Origin of the sequence: Pedobacter sp. R-06 (assembly GCF_049913135.1) — a bacterium.
GTDB lineage: Bacteria > Bacteroidota > Bacteroidia > Sphingobacteriales > Sphingobacteriaceae > Pedobacter.
Window position 1 is genome coordinate 3318849 of the sequence record NZ_CP183977.1, and the last position, 19952, is coordinate 3338800.

The 19952-nt window shown below is 41.2% G+C and carries 10 protein-coding genes; 1 reads left to right on the top strand and 9 read right to left on the bottom strand.

All coding sequences use genetic code 11. The annotated features are described in order from the left end of the window. Window positions 1-11 precede the first annotated feature (11 nt). From ACN9MR_RS13530 to ACN9MR_RS13545, 4 genes are all read right to left on the bottom strand, one after another. Complete coding sequence (locus ACN9MR_RS13530) at window positions 12-902, bottom strand: sugar phosphate isomerase/epimerase family protein (protein WP_426330196.1); 891 nt, start codon at window positions 900-902, stop codon at window positions 12-14. Window positions 903-1196: 294 nt separating this feature from the next. Then, the gene (locus ACN9MR_RS13535) at window positions 1197-2309 is read right to left on the bottom strand and encodes a glycoside hydrolase family 99-like domain-containing protein (RefSeq protein WP_426330197.1); all 1113 of its coding nucleotides are present in this window, start codon (window positions 2307-2309) and stop codon (window positions 1197-1199) included. Window positions 2310-2323: 14 nt separating this feature from the next. Beyond that, window positions 2324-4054, bottom strand: a complete 1731-nt coding sequence (locus tag ACN9MR_RS13540) for a SusD/RagB family nutrient-binding outer membrane lipoprotein (protein WP_426330198.1) — start codon at window positions 4052-4054, stop codon at window positions 2324-2326. Window positions 4055-4067: 13 nt separating this feature from the next. Further along, entirely contained in the window at window positions 4068-7319 is a 3252-nt protein-coding gene (locus ACN9MR_RS13545) for a SusC/RagA family TonB-linked outer membrane protein (RefSeq protein ID WP_426330199.1), read from the bottom strand. Between the two features lie 893 nt (window positions 7320-8212). On the opposite strand from ACN9MR_RS13545, the gene ACN9MR_RS13550 reads away from it, so the two are divergent. Further along, window positions 8213-10765, top strand: coding sequence for a galactose oxidase (locus tag ACN9MR_RS13550; protein WP_426330200.1), 2553 nt, complete (start codon window positions 8213-8215; stop codon window positions 10763-10765). A 138-nt stretch (window positions 10766-10903) separates the two neighbouring features. Here the strand turns inward: ACN9MR_RS13550 and uxuA are convergent, their stop codons facing one another. The 5 genes from uxuA to ACN9MR_RS13575 all read right to left on the bottom strand — a co-directional run bounded on the left by uxuA (window position 10904) and on the right by ACN9MR_RS13575 (window position 19945). Next, window positions 10904-12073 carry a mannonate dehydratase gene (uxuA, locus tag ACN9MR_RS13555; RefSeq protein ID WP_426330201.1) on the bottom strand — a complete coding sequence of 390 codons (1170 nt, stop codon included), beginning with the start codon at window positions 12071-12073 and terminating at the stop codon, window positions 10904-10906. A 45-nt stretch (window positions 12074-12118) separates the two neighbouring features. Then, entirely contained in the window at window positions 12119-12943 is an 825-nt protein-coding gene (locus ACN9MR_RS13560; RefSeq protein ID WP_426330202.1) for an SDR family oxidoreductase, read from the bottom strand. 289 nt (window positions 12944-13232) lie between these two features. Continuing rightward, on the bottom strand, window positions 13233-15290 hold the full coding sequence (locus tag ACN9MR_RS13565) for a polysaccharide lyase family 8 super-sandwich domain-containing protein (protein ID WP_426330203.1): 2058 nt from the start codon (window positions 15288-15290) through the stop codon (window positions 13233-13235). Window positions 15291-15316: 26 nt separating this feature from the next. Further along, window positions 15317-17686, bottom strand: a complete 2370-nt coding sequence (locus tag ACN9MR_RS13570; protein ID WP_426330204.1) for a glycoside hydrolase family 3 N-terminal domain-containing protein — start codon at window positions 17684-17686, stop codon at window positions 15317-15319. Window positions 17687-17713: 27 nt separating this feature from the next. Then, complete coding sequence (locus ACN9MR_RS13575; RefSeq protein ID WP_426330205.1) at window positions 17714-19945, bottom strand: GH92 family glycosyl hydrolase; 2232 nt, start codon at window positions 19943-19945, stop codon at window positions 17714-17716. Between the last annotated feature and the right edge of the window lie 7 nt (window positions 19946-19952).

Sequence of the window (19952 nt, forward strand, 5' to 3'; positions counted from 1 at the left end):
AAAACATACTATTATAGGATTTCAGTTTTAAACTTGCGCCATATTCTCATAGACCTATCCAGATAATCCTCTGGCTTTTCGGCAATCTTAAAATTGATAAAGCCGATAGGGCCTTTATATCTATTGACCTTTAGGGCCCTAAGAAATATGCGCACATCGTAGTTGCCCCTGTCAAGGGGTTTAATTGTAGTCGTATCCATCTTTAAAGCGGATGTAAAATCAGCAACTGAATCTGTTCCCGCAATTGTTGCGGCTCCTATATACTGTCTTACATTCTTCACCACCTCACCGATCCGGGCTCCGTTGCCTGCCCTGACCTCATGGCACAGGTGTACAGCTAATTTGACATTAGGGCTTCCCACTCTCTTCACAAATGGCATAGCCTGCTCCGCCGAAGAAATATAACAGAGACTGTGCGGATAAAGTGTCATTTGTACCTTATTGACCAAAGCCACAGAATTCACCACTTTTAAAACTGAATCAAGGGTATTATCGGTAACACCTGTTCTCTTCGGGCCGAATATAAACCAGAGATTGATATCCTTTTTTTTTATCTTCTTCAGTACCTCTCTCCATCTGTCCTTATCTGCTTCTGCATCGTCAAAATTATATCTGACGAAGACAGAAAAAACCTTGAAGCCCGGATGTTCCTGTGAATACTGAAGATAATGTTCAAGCCGTTCCAGATCAACAGCCTTTGTTACCTCAACGGCAAGGCCGTCATATCCCAGCCCCGTAAGAAGTTTTACCTGCTTGGGAATATCATATTGAGAGAGTCCGCCAAAGGTGTAGGTAAAAAACGGGTATTTAGCGATGGACTGAGCATAGCATGCCTTGTCAAAACAGGCCTGAATAGCGACAAGTAATAGGAGAGTAAAAATTCTATTGTAGAAATTAGTCATATACTTAATTAATAACCAGATCAATTAGTTTTTCTTTTAGAAAAACCATAAACCTCATACCTGTATCTTATTTTTCCTTAGATAAATTAAACTAACAAAGCGGAACAGGTCTGTCTCCTGTTCCGCTGATGCTAACTAACCAAATTCTCTCCCCACCGACCGGCATGAACCGGTCAGCGAGTGTACTGGTACCAATCCCTGTGTCGAGCAACCGTTTGGTCCACAGAGAAAGTACCATTTTCACTCCGTTTAGGATAAGGAGGGGGATGACAGAAGAACTTTTTTTTTTAAAAATTATTTTTTGAACTGCTGTCTTGTTACATCAAGATAAAAATCGCCATAACTCTCTGTCGGTTCCAATTGGGTATCCAGCTGATAATCGTTGAAAGAATCAATAAGGATAAGACGCGTTGCACTACTGGCATTGCCTTTTGCCACGTTACAGAGTTTCTTATACATAGCTCCCCCATCGTTTCTTAAAACGTTCGGATTTGTCTGGTTAACATTTACAATGTTCCAGCTATATGCTGGAAATATATTCGGCACATAATCGACAGAAATATTATCGGCAAACCATTGCTTGGAATACTTCCAGTTCTGATCCATGAACTGGGGCAAAAGATAAAGACGGTCATAATAATCGGGTGCCATAGCCGAATGATAAACTGCGTCGACACATCCCTTAAACCTATGGGCATACCTTGCAGGAGGTGACCATCTTTCCTGCTGACCGACAATATATAGTTCTACTCCCAATGCAGACATCCGTTTCCTGAGCTCCTTGTAGATAACAGTGTTATCATTTGAAAATAAATTCTGGGCATTAAGGATATAAAAAAGAGCTTTCCCTCCAACTTTCATATAATTCGGATTTTTAAAAAGATATTCAAACCTTGCAATATCCTTGTAAAACTGGCTCAGTTTGGTTGCGTCATTTTCCAGTGGTGCAGTAGTAGTCAGTCCATACGCTCCCGACCAGTTAAACTGGATGGCAAACTTCAATTTGCCTTCAGTATCAGCATTAAGAAAAGATTTAACTACTATAGAATCTATTTTTTGATTGTTGACATCCCTGTTCGGAGAACGCATGTTGAATACAAAATAATCAAGGCCTCCTTTTACAGCATTATCAATCTGCCTGGTAGCGGTAGCCAACGGGATACCGGTTGTGGCAGACATCACATACTTTCCACCTACAGGTATCTGTTTTACGTTGGCATGAAAAGTTGTAAAATAGGTGTAAAATGCACCTACGTGATAGTTCTCCGTGACAGGTATCTCGGGGATTTCATAGTTCAAAAAATTGTCATCAATAGATGGGCCCTCATCTTCTTTTTTGCAAGAGCTAAATATGGTCAATGCAATTAAGAAGAGAGCTTGTGATATATATTTGAAATTAGTTTTCATTTATGTAGGATTAGTTAATTAACATATTTCGTAACAATGGTGAATGTAACACCCGATTTTTTTAAATCTTCGAATGTTGGGCCATACCATTTTTGGATGAACTTCGTATCATAAGCAGCGGGTACTGTTTCCCATTCTGTCACCCTGTATGGAGCTTCAAACCTTAATGCAACAGCCGGATTATCATCATTTACTGCACCACCGATCCCAAGTTTAACAAGTGCATCCTTGTAACCGACAGGATTTAGAGTATTTAATGTTGTTGGATATAATGCACGGTGTGGAAGATTTACCCCGGTATTTGTTGGGAATGAATTGGTATGCGGAGGAAAATTCAGCATACGTGTTCTCCTGATCAGGGTCCATGCATCAAAACCACCATCAGGATAATAATTGAGCCATCTCTGTATCCATATCTTGGTCAGATCATCTAAAGGTATATCAGTATTCACAATCCCCAGATAGTTATTGAAGCCTTTGGCCGATGTACCGAACTTGATCCCGTTACGCGCCTTATAAGCATCACGCTGAGCATTACTTATTTTCCAAAAGGCAAAATTGGCATCAATTCCCGCGTTGTAGTAGGATTCTGCCGTCTGAGTCCCACCAAGCCCCAGCTTGGCTGCTTCAGCCTTTAAAAATAGTGTTTCAGAATAGGACAAGATTGTAAATGGACGGTCTGGAGCATACAGGTCAGCCCTTGCATTCGAAATAGAATTTGCCCCGGTGTTCAAGGGGCTTAATCCGGCTATCAGGTTCCATGAAGCTAAAAGTGTAGATGCCTTTGGCATTCCCATATGAGGGATAGGATAAGTAACCACTCTCAGCGTGTCATCTGCAGTGCTGGGTAATGTATCCCGAACATTATAGCGGTCTGTTATGACTGCTACACTATCATAGTAAACATTTATTCTTGGATCTTTATACGATCTTAAAAAAGTCATTGTAAAATCGTTCAGTTTTGGAACAACTCCGGTAAATGCATTTCTTTTATACCTGATATAATAAGGGTTTTCATTATTGATAACATTTTCGTAGTTCATCTTTGCTGTTTCCGCTTCAGAGGCAATCATGGCGGTTTCATTTGACATTACATCTGAAACATGGGCAGTTGCGGTCGCGCCCAGGTTCTTCATACATTGCAACGCAATCCTCAGCCTAAGCGTGTTGGCAAATTTTTTCCACTTAAGCATATCGCCATTAAACAGGACATCATAGGTAAACTTGTCTTTGGTTACATCTATCTTTGAAGCCGCATCCTTTAGGTCGTTAAGGATAATAGCGTACGCCTCATCCTCAGACTCATACTTGATTATATTTGGAAAATCAGGGTTATTGGCTTGTGTTATAGGAATAGGTCCGTACTGTGCGACTAAAATCGAATGTACGTAACTTCTCCATATTTTTGCTGCCAGAACCCTATTGGCAAATCCAGGATCATCACCGTAGGTAACAATGATCTGGTGAAGGTTTTCAAGGACACCTACATAAAAAGTATTCCACATCCCCCCTTGATCGGCAGCACTACCTCTGTTGGCCTGTTGGGTAAGGAAAAAAGCATTGTCCCAGTTGCCAAATGTATTGTTATTCGCCATAAAATCGTTTGTCCGCTTTATGACCCCTGACATAATCCCTTCAGGAGCGGTTTTAACAAAAGAACCTGGATCTGTATTCAGTTCATCAAAGTTCTTTGTACAAGATGCCAAAAGAATTCCGGCAAGAAATAAATATATAAGCTTTTTCATTTTTAGCTTTTTTTTAAAATGTAAACTTCAAATTCAAACCGTATTGTGTGTAAGGAAACGATCCTCCGGCCTCAATACCCTGAGCATTTCCAGTAGTATTCGCCGAGTCGGGGTCCACACCCTGAGGGGTTCTTTTATAGAGTACAAACGGATTCCTGGCAACAGCTGCCAAACGTGCACTCCTAATGAAACCCGTTCCAAACAACTTTGATGGAACAGTATAGCCGAACACCAGCTCACTTATCCTCACCGAAGTAGCATCATAAATAAGTGCGGGTACATTGTTCTGCACAAAATCAGCGGCCAACAATTGAGGATCACCCCATATTGTGTTTACTCCACCAGGGATCAACCTACCGTTTTCATCTCTTAAAGGGACTGTCGGTGCGCCGGGTGCATAAGACTGAAAATAAGAGTTAGGGTACCTTAGCCCCTTAGGCCGCTGTGAATCTGCGTAAGGTATTCTTGTCGTCCCAACTGCCTGGCCTAAACCTTTTTGCTCATCTCCGCTTTCACCTAATATCCATTTACTGAACAGCCATTCATCACGGCCAGCAAGACTGGAAACCGTGGTACCTTGGAAATTCGCCCTGCCATAGGTTCCAACATAAAGGTTACCGCCATATTTTACAGTAAGTAGGAAAGAAAGGTCAAATCCTTTATATGTTACTCCCGAGCCGAAAGAGCCCAGCCACTTTGGACGATAGCTGGCGATGATCTGATCTGGATCTGCTACCAGACGTCCATTATCACTAACGATCATTTTATCGCCAACCATATAAGGGATATTACCAGTGATTATTCCATATGGCATGCCAACTACGGCCTGAACTTTCGCACCTAAAAAGCCACCACCAAGATCCCTGCGTGAAACACCTTCATTTAAGGATTTCACAAGGCTCTCATTTTTAGAATAATTGACAATACCTGTCCATGTTAACGCCTTTGTTTTCAGTATTGTTCCTGATAGTGTAATCTCTACCCCTTTATTCTGCACTTCTCCAGCGTTAATCACCATCTGACTAAAACCACTTTCAGAAGGGGCATTAGCGGTTAAGATCTGATTTGTAGTATTATCCTTATAAAAAGTGGCAGCTAAACTCAATCTATTTTTGAAAAATGACAGATCAGTACCCAGTTCTATGGATACCTTTTGCTCAGGCTTTAGGTCCGCATTTTTCTTCTTGTTGTCATATGTCAGGGTTGGATTTCCAAGAAAAAGTGTCCCACTGGTATAACTTTGGATCAACTGATATGGTCCTGCAGAGTTACCCACTTTGGCCCAGGATGCCCTGACTTTACCATTGGTCAGGATATCGTTCTTCTTGATCAGGTCCGAAAAAACGAAACTTGTTCCAATTGAAGGATAAAAGAAAGAGCGATTGCTCGCGGGCAAGGTTGAAGACCAGTCGTTTCTTGCGGTAATATCTAAGAACAATAAGTTTTTAAAGCTAATTGTTGAAGTACCAAAAATCGATTGGATTTCCTGTTGGTTGTATGCTTCATTGGCCTCAGGATTTGCATTTTTATTGTTGATGGTAGGTCTGTCATGTACCAATAAAGCGTCGATCCTTGCTGTACGTCTCAGTAGGTCCCTGGTTGAAATATTACCGCCTAAGTTGGCAGAAACCTTAAAATCCTTATTGATTGTTTTATTGTAGGTCAACAAGGTTTCATAAGTCCAGTTCTGTGCCTGGTCTGCACTATTTGAATAGTTACCTTTAAGATTTGTTCTTCCCCCTAGCTCATTATAAATGTATCCTTTGGCAAAATCAAGATCGGCAGCAACCTGTGAACGGAGTTTAAGTTCCTTTGTAATATCAACTGTTGCACTGATCCCTCCTATCAAACGGGTATGTGCATCCTGATTGCTGTTTTCGTAGATCGACCAATAGGGGTTCTCTGACGAGTTTAGCCCTGGGATACCTATTGCATCTCCGTTGGCATCTTTCCATGGTGTAAAACCTGCAACATCAGTACTCCTGGTCATGTATACGTATGCCGACTGGGGACTGGCTGCACTTAAGTTTCTCACACTTCGGTTATCGGTCACATCATTTGTATATAACACTCTGGCATCAACACTTACGCGGTCTCCCAATCGTTTTGTCGCGAACAGGTTTACATTGTGTTTCTTTTTGAGGTTCTGGTTTTCAATTACATCGGTACCGTCCGTATAGGTATATGATAAACGGAATGACGAGGTCGCATCAGCCTTGCTGATCGCAATACTGCTGACATTCGTAACAGATGACTGATAAAGCGCTTTAATATTTCCAGGCTGTGGCACGTAACCGTGAGGCTGACCGCTAAAAGTGTTGAATGGCTGGCCAAGCATAGGCATACCCCATGAAGTAGCATAAGTTCCCATGTTGATCGCCCCGGTTGTCCCAAACAATGCATTTACATCATAGGCCATACGCCCACCGGAATTACCTTCACCATATACATTCTGATATTCCGGAAATTCGGTAATAGTATAGAGCATTGTATTCTGGTTTACCGCGATACCATAGGTCTTGTCTCCAAATTTACCTTTTTTTGTGGTGATCAGGATGGCACCGTTAGCAGCCCTTGATCCATAAAGCGCAGCACCGTTAGGGCCCTTTAATACTTCGATGGATTCGATATCATCGGGATTTAAATCCGCAGCACCGTTGCCCCGGTCAAGATTATCACCACGCTCATCTCCCATTTCATTTGAAATAGGGACCCCATCTACAACCCATAATGGCTGGTTATTTCCAGATACAGAGCCCTCTCCCCTAAGGATAACCCTTGCTGAACTACCTGGTTGCCCGGTATTCGTTACCTGGATGCCCGCCACCTTACCTGCGAGCCCATTCACAATATTTAGGTCCCTCGCTTCGGTAAGGGATTCTACATCTACTTTCTGTGCTGCATAGGTAATAGATTTGGCCGTCCGCTTAACACCCATTGCGCCGGTGATCTCTACTGTAGTTAAACTGGAAGCGTCTTCAAGAAGTTTAATTGTAATGTTTGTTTTTCCGCCCAAGGCAACGTCCTGCGCCTTATAGCCGACATAAGCCACATTTAAGACTGCAAGCGCAGCACTTTTTACGGATATACTGAATTCCCCCTTGTCGTTGGTAGTTGATTTGTTTCCGTCCTGTTTGTTGGTAACAGTTGCCCCCGGCAGTCCTTGTCCAGCGACATCTGTTACTTTTCCCTTGATGATCGTTTGAGCATAGCTGTTCAAAGCCATGCAAAATACCAGCCAAAGCATGAGTAATTTTGATTTCATAATTAATTTATATTTGGTTTAGTTGTCAGTACCGGAGTTACGCTAAATCTTTAGCGATCTACCCTGCCCCGATATCATTCCTTATTTTCAGGCAATCAGAATCAATCGATATAGAGTTGCATGGGATAAGTTATTTCCGGGATAAAGTTAGCCCTAGACATTAAAAAAGGCCTAAAAAAACCTTAATTTGATAGATTAATTTCTTTTTCTGAAAAAAAAATTAACAAAACAGAGTAAAAATGACTATGTAGACCTACAAAAAATAAAAGAACAGTAAAATTTAGGATAATAACTACTCCACTACCAATGGACCACAATCCCGTAGTGGCATCGAAATTTTCACAAATGTTTCTATTAAGGATAGTCCTTTTCAGCTTTTTCTAGGTTAGCTTACCATTGGAGGTCTCGAAATATCCAGGACATTCCATATATAATTGCAAAATACAATTTCTTTACCCCAAGTGTTTCTTCTGGGTCCTGACATTTTCATTCTTCTCCTAACTGGGATGCTACCTTAGCTTTCCAGTCGGTAGGTCTATTCAATTGACCGATCAAAAGGAACAATAATAGTGTCCAGATCCGATAAGAGCAGTATCATAATCTTCGAGGAAACTGCACGCTAAGCAATTAACATCCGTGTGATCGGGCAAGTAATAGTTTCTTGGCTGTCAAGCATCCGTCATTATCTAAAAAAAACTCACAATAACGTTAATTCAACGGTTAATTGCATATTGTTTTTTTCTGTGATTACAGGTACATCCAACAAGAAATTAGTCAAAAATAGTTATCTTAGCCAGATCAGTCAAAACAGCGACTTGCAGGGGTTGTTTCCATACAGCAGAACAATTCAAACAATAAAAAATCAACTAAATATCTTTTGTTATTTTACTATTATGAGATTAAAATTCTACATACTTTTTTTCACATTTCTGTTTATATGCGTTTCACCTGTGGTTGCCCAGAACTATGGTCTGTTTTTTCAGGGCCATGAGACCATTCAGGAACAAAGAACAGGCTTAGATCTGGGGGCTACGAATTCTCTGTGTTTTGACAAAAATTTTGAAATTTCCTTTGATCTGTCATTCATGCCGGGATACAAGGATTACTTTGGATATATTTTCAGGGTGATCGACAAGAAAGGCCGTAATATAGATCTCATCTATGACAAGCGTCTTTTGGAGAACAAACATTTGAAGCTTATCATTGACGATAAGGTTTCCAGTATTGCCTTTGATATAAAGATAGATTATCTTTTCAAACAGTGGTACAAAATCAAGTTGATGTTCGATATTGATAAACAGGAATTGATTCTTTCAGCAGATGGCAAGCTCTATAGGGAAAAAATCAAACTCACAAAGGACTGTTATGAGGTGTTTTTTGGTGCAACCAACTATAAAGAACACGAGGTACGGGATGTGCCACCGATGAAACTGAAAGACATCAAAATAACAGAAGAAGGTAAACTGGCCTATCACTGGCCGCTGAATGAACATTCTGGGCTAATTGCTTCAGAAGTAGTTGCTGAAAAAAATGCAAATGTGATCAATCCAGTCTGGATCAGGAGGCTTCACCACGATTGGAAATTAACTCAGTCAACATCTGTGGCTGGACCTGCAAGCATAGCGTTTGATGCTGACCAGGAAAGGCTTTTTGTGATTACAGAGAATGCTTTACTCATTCACTACCTTACTACAGATAAAACTGAAACCATAGAATATAGTGATGGACGACGCCCACTCCTTCCAGGAACCCTTTCATATTATGACATCAGATCTGGAGGGCTTGTAAATGCTTATACCGATCAAAAACTTGTAAGCATTTTTAATTTCGCAAAGAAAAGCTGGGACAAAAAACTAAAAACTCCAGACTCTCCAACAAACTACTGGCATCCCAACAGATTCTATTCTCAAATGGACAGTTCGCTATATATTATAGGAGGATATGGGCGATATATGTACAAAAGAGACGCCCATCGCTATGATTTCACTAATAAAAGCTGGGGGGAGGTGGATATTAAAGGAGAATTTACCCCCCGTTATCTTGCCGCACTCGGGGCAGCCAAGGGAGGGGCTTATATTCTGGGTGGCTATGGAAGTACCACCGGTCAGCAGATCCTAAATCCTAAGAACATTTATGACCTCACTTTTTTCGATGTTAAAAAAAGGACATTTAAAAAGATATTTGAACTCGTTCCCAAGAATGAAGAATTTGCATTCGCCAATTCAATGATAATAGATGAAAAGGGCAAGTCATACTATGCACTAACGTTTACCAACCATGTATACAATTCTTCCCTAAGACTTATTAAAGGATCATTAAATTCACCCACATTTAAATTTGTTGGAAATAAAATCCCATACACTTTTCACGACATTAACTCATTTGCTGATCTCTACTACTCTCCAGCAAGTAAAAAACTCGTTTCTGCCATCGTCTTTTATGATAAAAACCAGGACCGTACTACTATAAAAACCTACACTTTGTTGACTCCGCCAGAGGCCTCACTCGATAATATAGATAAAATTTCTTTCTTTGGCAAGATCAAGTGGTATGGGTTAATATTGATAGTAATTCTGATTGGTCTGTTGTCTCTGATTTATATAAAATGGATCAAAAATAAAAAAGTAGGACAAGTAAGTACTGCTACAACTCTTCCTTATCCAGAAAAAACTGAAGATGAAGAGGAAAATGAAGAACAGATCGGTCTTCCCCAGGAGGAAGACGTGCCGAACACTATTTATCTCTTTGGAGACCTTCAGCTGATCAATAAAGACGGTAAAGATATTACAAAGCAATTTACCCCTGTAATCAAAGAGCTTTTCCTTCTTATCCTGCTTTTTACCGTAAGGTGGGGACGTGGAATCAGTTCAGAGAAACTAGAAGAGCTCCTTTGGTTCGATAAGCCGATTGACAGCGCAAGAAATAATAGATCTGTAAACATCACTAAACTTAAATCACTTCTTGAAAGTATGGATGAATGTCAGGTATCAAAGGAGACTGGCCATTGGAAACTGATTATTGATAGCTCAAAGCTGAATATTGATTATATAGATTATCAAAATACCATTACAGGAAAAAAGAAACTCAGTAAACAAAATGTCAACGACCTGACCAAAATCTTAAACAGAGGGAATTTCCTGTCCAATAGCGAATATTCTTGGTTGGACACATTAAAAGCTGAGATCACAGACCAAGTTATTGATGCCTATCTTCATACTGCAGCAGAAATAAAGGTTGAAGATGATCCTGAATTTGTCATTACAATAGCTAATTGCGTTCTTAGTATTGACCCGGTTAATGAAGATGCCGTTGCGCTCAAATGTAAAACCTTGGTCGCTCTTGGTAAACACTCTCTTGCCAAATCCATATTTGAAAAATTCAATAAAGAATATAAGGCAATTTACAGCGAGAGTTTCGGTAAGAGCTTTCAAGAGATTTTAGGATAATTGATTTAAACTTGTGTAACAAACAGGTCTGCTTAAAAGCATTCCTGTTTGCCATATGATACCAGAGCTATTAAAAAAATGCAATGAGATCTGTGTACATGAATTTCGAACGTTCTTAGGGTTTACCGTGGCAAAAAATCAGTAATTTCCCGTTACGCCGATTTCTAAACCCCTTAATTCGGCCAATCCCCTTAATCTACCAATGGCAGAATAACCAGGATTGGTTTCTTTTGCCAAATCATCCAACATCTGGTGGCCATGATCCGGGCGGAAAGGAATCGATTTATCACGCAAAGCATTTTCTTCTGTTAAGGCTTTCATGATCTCGTACATATTCACATCGCCACCTAAATGGTCGGCTTCATAGAAGCTACCATCTTCATCTTTTTTAACATTACGCAAATGCGCAAAGTAAACACGCTCTTTAACCGCATTAAAGATTTCTAAGGCGTTATTTCCCATTCCGGCACCCAATGAGCCTGTACAGAAACAAACACCGTTAAAAGCCTGATCTACCTCTTTAATGATGTAATTAAAATCTTCCAAGGTACTCGCAATCCTCGGTAAGCCTAAAATAGCATAGGGTGGATCGTCAGGGTGAATGGTCATTTTAATGCCTTCCTCTGTACATACATCAGCAATAGATGACAAGAAAAACCTTAAATTTTCTTTTAAGCCCTGTGTACCGATTGCCTTATACTCTTTAATACTATTGCGTAAGGTTTCTAATTCAATCTCCTTTTCGTTCGGAATACCCATTAATACATTAATGCGAAGATCTACCAGATCTTGTTCGCTTAGGGTCGTATATTTATCTTTTGCTCTTTGCAAAATGGACTGCGAATAATCAGCTTCTGCATCTTCTCTCTTCAAGATATAGAGGTCGAAAATAGCCAGATCGATCCAGTTAAAATAAAGTGCCTTCGAACCATCGGTCATTTCCAGATCCAACTGTGTACGTGTCCAATCGAGTACAGGCATAAAATTGTAGCACACAATCTTAATTCCGCAGGCCGATAAATTGCGCAAAGAAGTTTTATAATTCTCGATATACTGACCAGCATCTGCCCTATGTGTTTTAATGGCTTCGTGCACCGGAACGCTTTCTACTACAGACCAGGTTAAGCCTGCAGCTTCGATAATGGCTTTTCTTTCCAGAATATCTTCCAATGGCCAAACTTCGCCATGCGGAATATGGTGCAATGCAGTTACAATACCAGTGGCGCCTGCCTGTTTAACATCTTGTAAGCTTACGGGATCGTTTGGGCCGTACCAACGCCAGGTTTGTTCTAATTTTTTATATTTCATAATGTGATTACACTCATAGTAGGATTACACAGATTGACGGCTATTTTAAACCCCGGAAAATGCTGTAAATCCTCCATCAACTTTAATATTTTCGCCGTTTACAAATTTAGAAGCATCGCTAAGCAAATAGACCAGTGCGCCGATTAATTCTTCGGGATCTCCGAAACGTTTAAATGGTGTTTTAGAAATGATGGCCTGCCCCCTTGCAGTTAACGAACCATCTTCATTGGTTAATAATGCCCTGTTCTGGTTGGTTATAAAAAAACCAGGCACAATAGCATTCATCCTGATTTTATCCTGATAACGGTTGGCCAGCTCCACAGCCATCCATTTGGTATAGCTATCAATCGAAGCTTTCGCCAGCGAATAACCCAATACACGGGTAAGCGCCTGAGTAGCCGAAACAGAGGAAATATTCACAATACTGCCACCATTTCTGGCTATTTCTTTACCAAAAATCTGTGTTGGCATAATGGTGCCGAATAAATTAAGATCGAAAGCCTGTTTAAGCGCAGGAACGTTAAGATCGAAAACATCGCTACCAGGCTGAATTACCGCCTCCGCTACATTACCGCCCGCTGCATTTACCAGTGCATCAATACGTCCGAATTTGCCGATGATGATCGCATTTGCATCGATCAGGTTCTGTTCATCAAGTACATTTGCAATAATGTAAATTGCTTTGCCTCCAGCATTGATCACATCGGCAGCTCTTTGCCTGGCTACTTCTTCATTTCTTCCGATTACTACAATTGTAGCGCCTGCAGCGCACAATCCGTTAATAAAAGCCTCGCCTAAAACACCTGTAGCGCCAGTAACCACTACAACCTTATTTTTTAGTGAAAAAAGGCTTTCTACTTCTTTTACCATTTGTTTAGTTTTTAAAATTTATTAAAAAAGGGGAGCAAACAGGTGTTTCTAGCGCTGTCGAAAAACCTATATAGTAAATATGAAGGGGGGTAAATGGCAAATTTCCCCCCAAGCATCGGAGCGATCTGAAAACAACAGGCGGTCTAAAATCAGAGCCTACCCTAGTCTACTGATATCCTCTTTTTTTAAGACCCGGTTCGTTCTTAGGGGCCTAGTCCCACCCGATTTCCATTCCCCGAAATTTATTTCACTGAATATGCCATTGTTTAAGAATAAGAAGCAGATTCCCCTACCATACATATTGCACGGTATTTCCCAGGTAATCATCCGAAGGAAAATTGATCACCTTACTGGCTCCGTCTATTGTAACTGTAATATTTTTCAATTTCCTGGTTGGATCAGATAGCCAAAGTATATTTTTATCATTCTTTCTATCGAGCATCAACATACAGGACTGATCTACTTTAAGTGTACTCTTGTTGGAAAGATTGATAGTTCCAGCTGAATAAAACACAGCCATTATCTTCATATCCAGTTCTATTGCCTGAACCTGGGCTGTATTGCTGAGTGCCTTCAACTGCTTGCTGATATTTATCTTTTTTGCATCAGCTAACCCTATGGCCGGCTTAACCACATACAGATACTTATTCTGCTCATTATGTGGAACATAGACCGTAAATAAACTTCCGCTGACCGGTTCCCTGGAAGATGCATTATCAACATCATACCAGCTTTCTTTCCTTTTCTCAATTTTGGTCTTGAAACCGGTCTCGGGATCGGGAAATATATAAGCTACGCTATCCGTCCATAACCATCTGCTGTTATCAGTTCCTTTCCCGGAACTAAGTGGCGCGGTGGCATTATAAAATTTCTGGTCAACGACCGTAGCAATATTTTTCATATTGGGAGCACTGATATCGGTTCCCAACGCCACCATAGACCCATTGGAAAAAAAATAACTTTTACGGGCCTTGATCCCTTTCCTATCGTAGTCCATGGCCAATATACCCTCCCGCTCATTGGATACCTGACCGGTAAAGACACCTTTATTGGGTGCGGGCTTAACCAAAGGATTTGCCGTGGTATCCCCGGTTGTACCCGGCAACATTGCCCAGTTCCAGAGCGCCTCGATATCGCGGTATTCTTTTCCGCTCCGTTGGAAAAGTGTAACGCCATCATTAAGGTAGGTACCTTTTAGGTTCTCCCCGTTTATCGATTCCACACGGGAAACAAATGGACCGTGTGCTTTTACACTCATCATATATTTATTGTCCTTACGGTCAATCATGTAATCACTTCGCCAAAAACTTTTATTCCCCTCGATCTTGCACTTGCCCTGTTCAGCATCCTTAAAACCGTCAATGTAGTACCCACAGGCTTTTCCCTTATCGAAGGTCCGTACCATTAATGAATTTACTGCCAGATTCTCCCCTCTTTTCAGCCCACTATTTGCTCTTATCTGTCTTCCAACAGCAGTAATATCCATAGCCTTTTTATAAATAGTCCATCTAAGCCCCTTGGATATGTAGTCAAAAATTATATTCTGTTTTTGTGGCGCGAAGGCCACTGAAGTTTTCGAGGTAACGGTCATCCAGAACAACAGGCTGTTTGTAAAATGCATGCCGTAGTTCCCAAACTGCAGCATTGGACCATGCTGATGAAACGAATAGTCAGGTTGGATACCTTCTTGAACAGTTACACTGATAACTTCCTGCATTCTTTGCATTATTCCTGAGAAGCTGCCCCTATCCTCGTTTATGAGTGCAACTCTTGCCTCATTGTCCAACTGCCAGATCAGATTTTGCCCTGTTGCCTTATGTACAGGTATACGCTTAATGATTACTTTGTTCAGGTAGTCAGTTTCCTCCTTAAGCACATCATCGCCCAACATCAATATCAGGCTGGTATAGGTGAATGGGGTATTGATATTGTTCTGCCACCAGTTCTCGCAGATCAGATCTTTTCTGATCCAAAAGGCCATCGATCTATGCACTGCAGCCAGATATTCGGGTTTTCGGTTTTTATAGTATTCCCTGCAGATCAGCATAGTCCTGTAAAGATGCCAAGAGGGCTTCCAGGAGCTTCTCATCTGGGAAGCATAATCTATATCTCCCCAGTTTCCCTCAGGTGTCATTGATTTAAAATATCCATTACCATCGGTATCATAGATAATATCATCTGTCAATCGATAGCTCTGTTCAGTTGCATATGCTGTATCAGACAGCAATAACTTGCGCGCATAGGCTCTGATCTTTTTTATTTCAGGATTTCCAGAGGCCACTGCAGAATGGGCGAATGGATTATGAAGGATGCAAAAAAAGAGTAAAAATATAATTGATGTTTTCATTTTTTTAAAATTAATAATTCAGGATATTACAGTTTTATTCTCTCATTGAGCCTTATATCTTCAGACGATGCTCCGATCATAATCTTGAACCAGCCAGGTTCAACGACCCTTTCCATTTTCTGATTGAGTAGAGACAGGTCATGTGAAGTTATAGTCATTGACAGTTCTTTTGTTTCCAATGGCTCTAGACTAACCCGTTCGAAACCACGTAAATTTTTAATATAGGTGGTTACCGAACTCACCTCATCCTGAAAGTATAGTTGCACTACCTCATCCCCTCTGACCTTGCCTGTATTGGTTAGTTTAAAACTGACTTTTATTTCTCCTGATTTTCGGTAATCGGCCCTATTAACCCTTAAATCAGAATAAGAGAAAGCCGTATAGCTCAGTCCATGACCAAATGGGTAAATAAATCCGCTCACGTTTGCATCGGTACTACCTGAGGCGTCGGCTGAGGGCTTCATAGGAAAGGATAACGGTATCTGTCCAACATATTTAGGAAATGGAACGGGCAGTTTCCCTCCGGGATTGTACTTTCCAAAAACCACATCGGCAATTGCATCCCCCATAAATTCACCAAGGTACCAGGTTTCAACGATAGCAGGAATATGCTTACTTGCAAAATTGATCGACACTGGTCTACCACCTACCAAAAGCAATACTGTTGGTTTATTCAATGCTGCAATCCGCTCAAGTAATTCTTCCTGGTGACCGGGTAATTTAAGGTCTAACCTGGATTTGGTCTCACCTATCGTATTTTCATTATCACCCATCGCAAGGAATATGACATCTGCCTTGGATGCAACCTCAACAGCCTCATCCATTTCCTTTATCTCCTGACCATCCAAAGGAAATGTCTCAACATCACTACCTGGAAAATTTTTATCAATATGTGCACATCCCCTGGAATACAAGAGATTTACAGATGAAGGAAGTGCCTTCGCCAGACCATCGTAAACAGTGGTTACCTGGGCATGGGCAGGACCGTACCTTGAGAGCAGGCTCTCCCGTTCCTTCGCATTGGGACCGATAATTGCAATATTTTTTACCTTCTGGACATTTATCGGCAAAAGGTTTTGTTTGTTCTTTAGCAGGACAATCCCCTCTCTGGCTGCTTGCAAGGCTATCTTTCTAGCCGATGAAGAGTGAACTATGCTGTCTGCCGCCTTTATGTTCTCAACAAATGGATGATCGAATAGACCTATTTCAAATTTAACACGCAAAACCTCCTTGACACGCTGGTTAACGACGCTCATTGAAATACTTCCGTTTCTGATCCCCCTGCGCAGCCCTCTTACCCAATCCGCGGGGTTTTTAAACTCGGTCCTTACATTCAGCCCAGCAGTCAACGCAAGACGGGCTGCATCGGCCGTATCAAGTGCAACATGGTGTTTTGCAAAGAGGTCCTCAACTGCATGGCTATCACTGACCACATAACCTTTAAAGCCCCACTGCTTACGCAATATATCAGTCAGAAAATAAGGGTTAGCAATAATAGGTATACCATCATAATCATTGTATGAGGCCATTACACCTTTTGCTTTCCCTTCCTGAATACCAACACGGAACGGCTCCAGATATAAATTCCACATTTCCCGGGGGGCTACATGTGGATCTGTACGTACGTTTCCGTCCCTTCCACCAACTGGAATACTATAAACTGCAAAATGCTTCACGGTAGAAATAATCCCATTTCCCTGAATACCCAGTATATTCTGTTTGCCCAATTGAGCGGTAAGGTAAGGATCACTACCATAAGTCTCCTCGATACGGCCCCAGCGCGGATCAGAAGCAACATCAAGTATAGGAGAATATACATTGGTATATCCCAAGGCCTTAGCCTCAGCGCCGGTTACCGTACCAATCTCCCTTACCAGTTTTTTATTAAAGCTGCTGGCCTGGGCAAGCTGTGAAGGAAAATAAGTAGCTTTCATGTGGTTAAGCCCCCTGATCCCTTCTGTTGTGAAATCTACCGGAATGCCCAAACGGGTCTGCTCAACAAACCATTTCTGGATCGTATTGATCGCCTCGCTGTGGGATGAATAAGGGACTGCATACAGCGTATCCTTTCTATAACCTGTCAATTGTTCATCGATATTTGCAATACCATCCTTCCATATGCTATCTCTCCAGGATGCGGTTGGCAGGTGATCTTTTAAAAATGCACCATAACCGTACAAAGTAGTCAGCTGACATGTTTTTTCATCAACAGTCATCTGCTTCAGTAGATCGTCTACCCGGGAATCAATTGGTTTTGAAGTGTCTTCATAGATATCCTTCTTACCGTTTTTATTAAAATCAATCCATTTGTCACGATAAACATCAGCAGGATTTTGGATAAATGAACAAAATAGCAAAACAATGCCGGAAATGACCAGAAAGGGTTTAAGTTTCATATGTTGGAGTTAAATATAGCTGTAAAATTATTGTGGACGGCTCTGCTTCGCTGCTCCAAAATTGTAGTTTGGTTTACTGCCCATAACTATTTTAAGACTACCGCCTTTGATGATATCTTCATGTAAAATATAACTTTTTTCATACTTCTTACCGTTCAGTTCAATACTCTGAACATACAGGTTCTCATCCTTGTTATTAACTGTTTCCACAGTAAACTTCCGACCATCTCCTAGATTGAGCGTTGCACGGTCAAAGATGGGACTTCCTATGACATAAACTCCAGAAGAAGGCATTACGGGATAAAAGCCCAACGAAGAGAAAACATACCATGCTGACATCTGTCCGCAATCTTCATTGCCTATAATCCCATCTGGACGGTCGTGGTACATATCATTCAGTATATACCTTACTTTTTCAGCCGTCTTCCATTGTTGACCACTGTAAGCATAAAGATAAGGAATATGGTGTCCTGGCTCATTTCCATGAGCATACTGTCCGATCAGTCCGGTCATATCTGCCAGCTCTTCATTCCCCTTGAACGGAATAGAAAAAAACTGGTCCAACCGTTTGTTAAACGCTGCATCTCCTTTTAAAATCTGGATCAGACCGTTCACATCCTGTGGAACAAGCCAGTTATACTGCCATCCATTGCCTTCTGCATATAAATTATTCTTGGTCTTTAACGGATCAAAATCTGGTGCCCAGCTACCACTTGCAAGTTTCCCTTTAAAGAACTGGTCAGCAGGATCAAAATAAAGCTTGTAATTTTCAGCTCTTTTCTTAAAATATCCATACTCTTCCGTCTTTCCCATTCTTTTGGCCATTAATGCAATACCGCCATCGCCGATGGCGTATTCCATCCCCTTAGCTGTAGCCCGGCTCTCTTTATCGGCTGGTACTGCCTGATAGTTCTTGGCATATTGTAGACCTAAGGTATCCCGCATCGAACTACTTTTCAGTGCTTCAAAGGCTTTTTCTCCATCAAATCCTTTAACTCCTTTCAGGTAAGCCTCTGCAACTATCTGCCTGCTGCCCATCCCTACCATTGTGCCAGTCTCATTTGCCATCAGGTGCCAGATAGGTAAGCTTCCCTGCTGCTCATAAATAGCCAGCATGGAATTCACCATATCACCGGTACGCTTAGGCTGGGTGAGAATGAACAACGGATGTGTGGCCCGATAGGTATCCCAAGTAGAAAACACACTATAATTGTCAAAAGGAGCGTTTCTATGGGGCTTTTTTTCGGCACCCAGATAATCCTTATTGTGATCATTAAACAAAGAGGGATTGATCATCGTATGGAACATTGCTGTATAAAATATGTTCTTTTTTGCCATTGAACTGCTCTCAACAGTTAACTTGGCCAGTTCCCTGTTCCACTTTACATCTGCCTGTTCTTTGATCTCATCAAAGTTCCAACCTGGAATTTCTGCTTTTATATTTGCCGACGCGTTTTCAGTGCTTACAGGGGAAATCCCTACCTTAAGTTCCAAGAGCTCAGGTGCATGTTCAAACCTAAATATTCCCCTGACCGCTTTGCCCTGTGCAGATTTTCCATTAAGCTTTTCAGTGTTATTGTAAAGCAGAAAATCCTTTATTGGTACTGAAGACTTAATAGCAAAAAAAACTACCTGGTTTTTTGCCCATCCGGATGATCTACGGTATCCTTTAAATGTGAAGTCGTCGACCTGTTCGATATAGGTATCTGTAGACTGATCATTGATCCCCTCTTTTAGGTCCACAATCACATTCGCCGGTTTTCCCTTAGGGAAATTATACCGATGAAAACCTACTCTTTCTGATGCCGTCAGCTGCACCGTTACACCATTGGCCAGCTTAACCGAATAATAACCTGGTCTTACTTTTTCATCCTTGTGGGAAAATAGTGAGGCATAACCGCTTCCAGGCATTTTCTCCTGCCCTTTGTCTGTTTTGATATCACCAGTATATGGCATAATCGCGATATCGGAAAGATCACCGATACCGGTACCGCTTAGATGGGTGTGGGCAAAACCCCTGATCACACTGTCCTGATAGTTATATCCAGAACACCAGTCCCAGCCTTTATAAAAATTGTCCGGTCCTAACTGTACTGCACCGAAGGGAACACTAGCACCCAAAAAGACATGTCCATGGGAACCGGTTCCAATATACGGATCGACGAAAGAAGTCAATTTTTGAGAAAATGCTATATGGGGAACCCCAATAGATATTGCGAGGCAATAGATGGTACAATACCTTTTAAAAGATTTTTTCATATTTGGT

Excerpts from the sequence above, each read along its gene's own strand:
- ACN9MR_RS13530 (WP_426330196.1), bottom strand. The coding sequence starts at position 902 with ATGACTAATTTCTACAATAGAATTTTTACTCTCCTATTACTTGTCGCT.
- ACN9MR_RS13535 (WP_426330197.1), bottom strand. The coding sequence starts at position 2,309 with ATGAAAACTAATTTCAAATATATATCACAAGCTCTCTTCTTAATTGCA.
- ACN9MR_RS13540 (WP_426330198.1), bottom strand. The coding sequence starts at position 4,054 with ATGAAAAAGCTTATATATTTATTTCTTGCCGGAATTCTTTTGGCATCT.
- ACN9MR_RS13545 (WP_426330199.1), bottom strand. The coding sequence starts at position 7,319 with ATGAAATCAAAATTACTCATGCTTTGGCTGGTATTTTGCATGGCTTTG.
- ACN9MR_RS13550 (WP_426330200.1), top strand. The coding sequence starts at position 8,213 with ATGAGATTAAAATTCTACATACTTTTTTTCACATTTCTGTTTATATGC.
- uxuA (WP_426330201.1), bottom strand. The coding sequence starts at position 12,073 with ATGAAATATAAAAAATTAGAACAAACCTGGCGTTGGTACGGCCCAAAC.
- ACN9MR_RS13560 (WP_426330202.1), bottom strand. The coding sequence starts at position 12,943 with ATGGTAAAAGAAGTAGAAAGCCTTTTTTCACTAAAAAATAAGGTTGTA.
- ACN9MR_RS13565 (WP_426330203.1), bottom strand. The coding sequence starts at position 15,290 with ATGAAAACATCAATTATATTTTTACTCTTTTTTTGCATCCTTCATAAT.
- ACN9MR_RS13570 (WP_426330204.1), bottom strand. The coding sequence starts at position 17,686 with ATGAAACTTAAACCCTTTCTGGTCATTTCCGGCATTGTTTTGCTATTT.
- ACN9MR_RS13575 (WP_426330205.1), bottom strand. The coding sequence starts at position 19,945 with ATGAAAAAATCTTTTAAAAGGTATTGTACCATCTATTGCCTCGCAATA.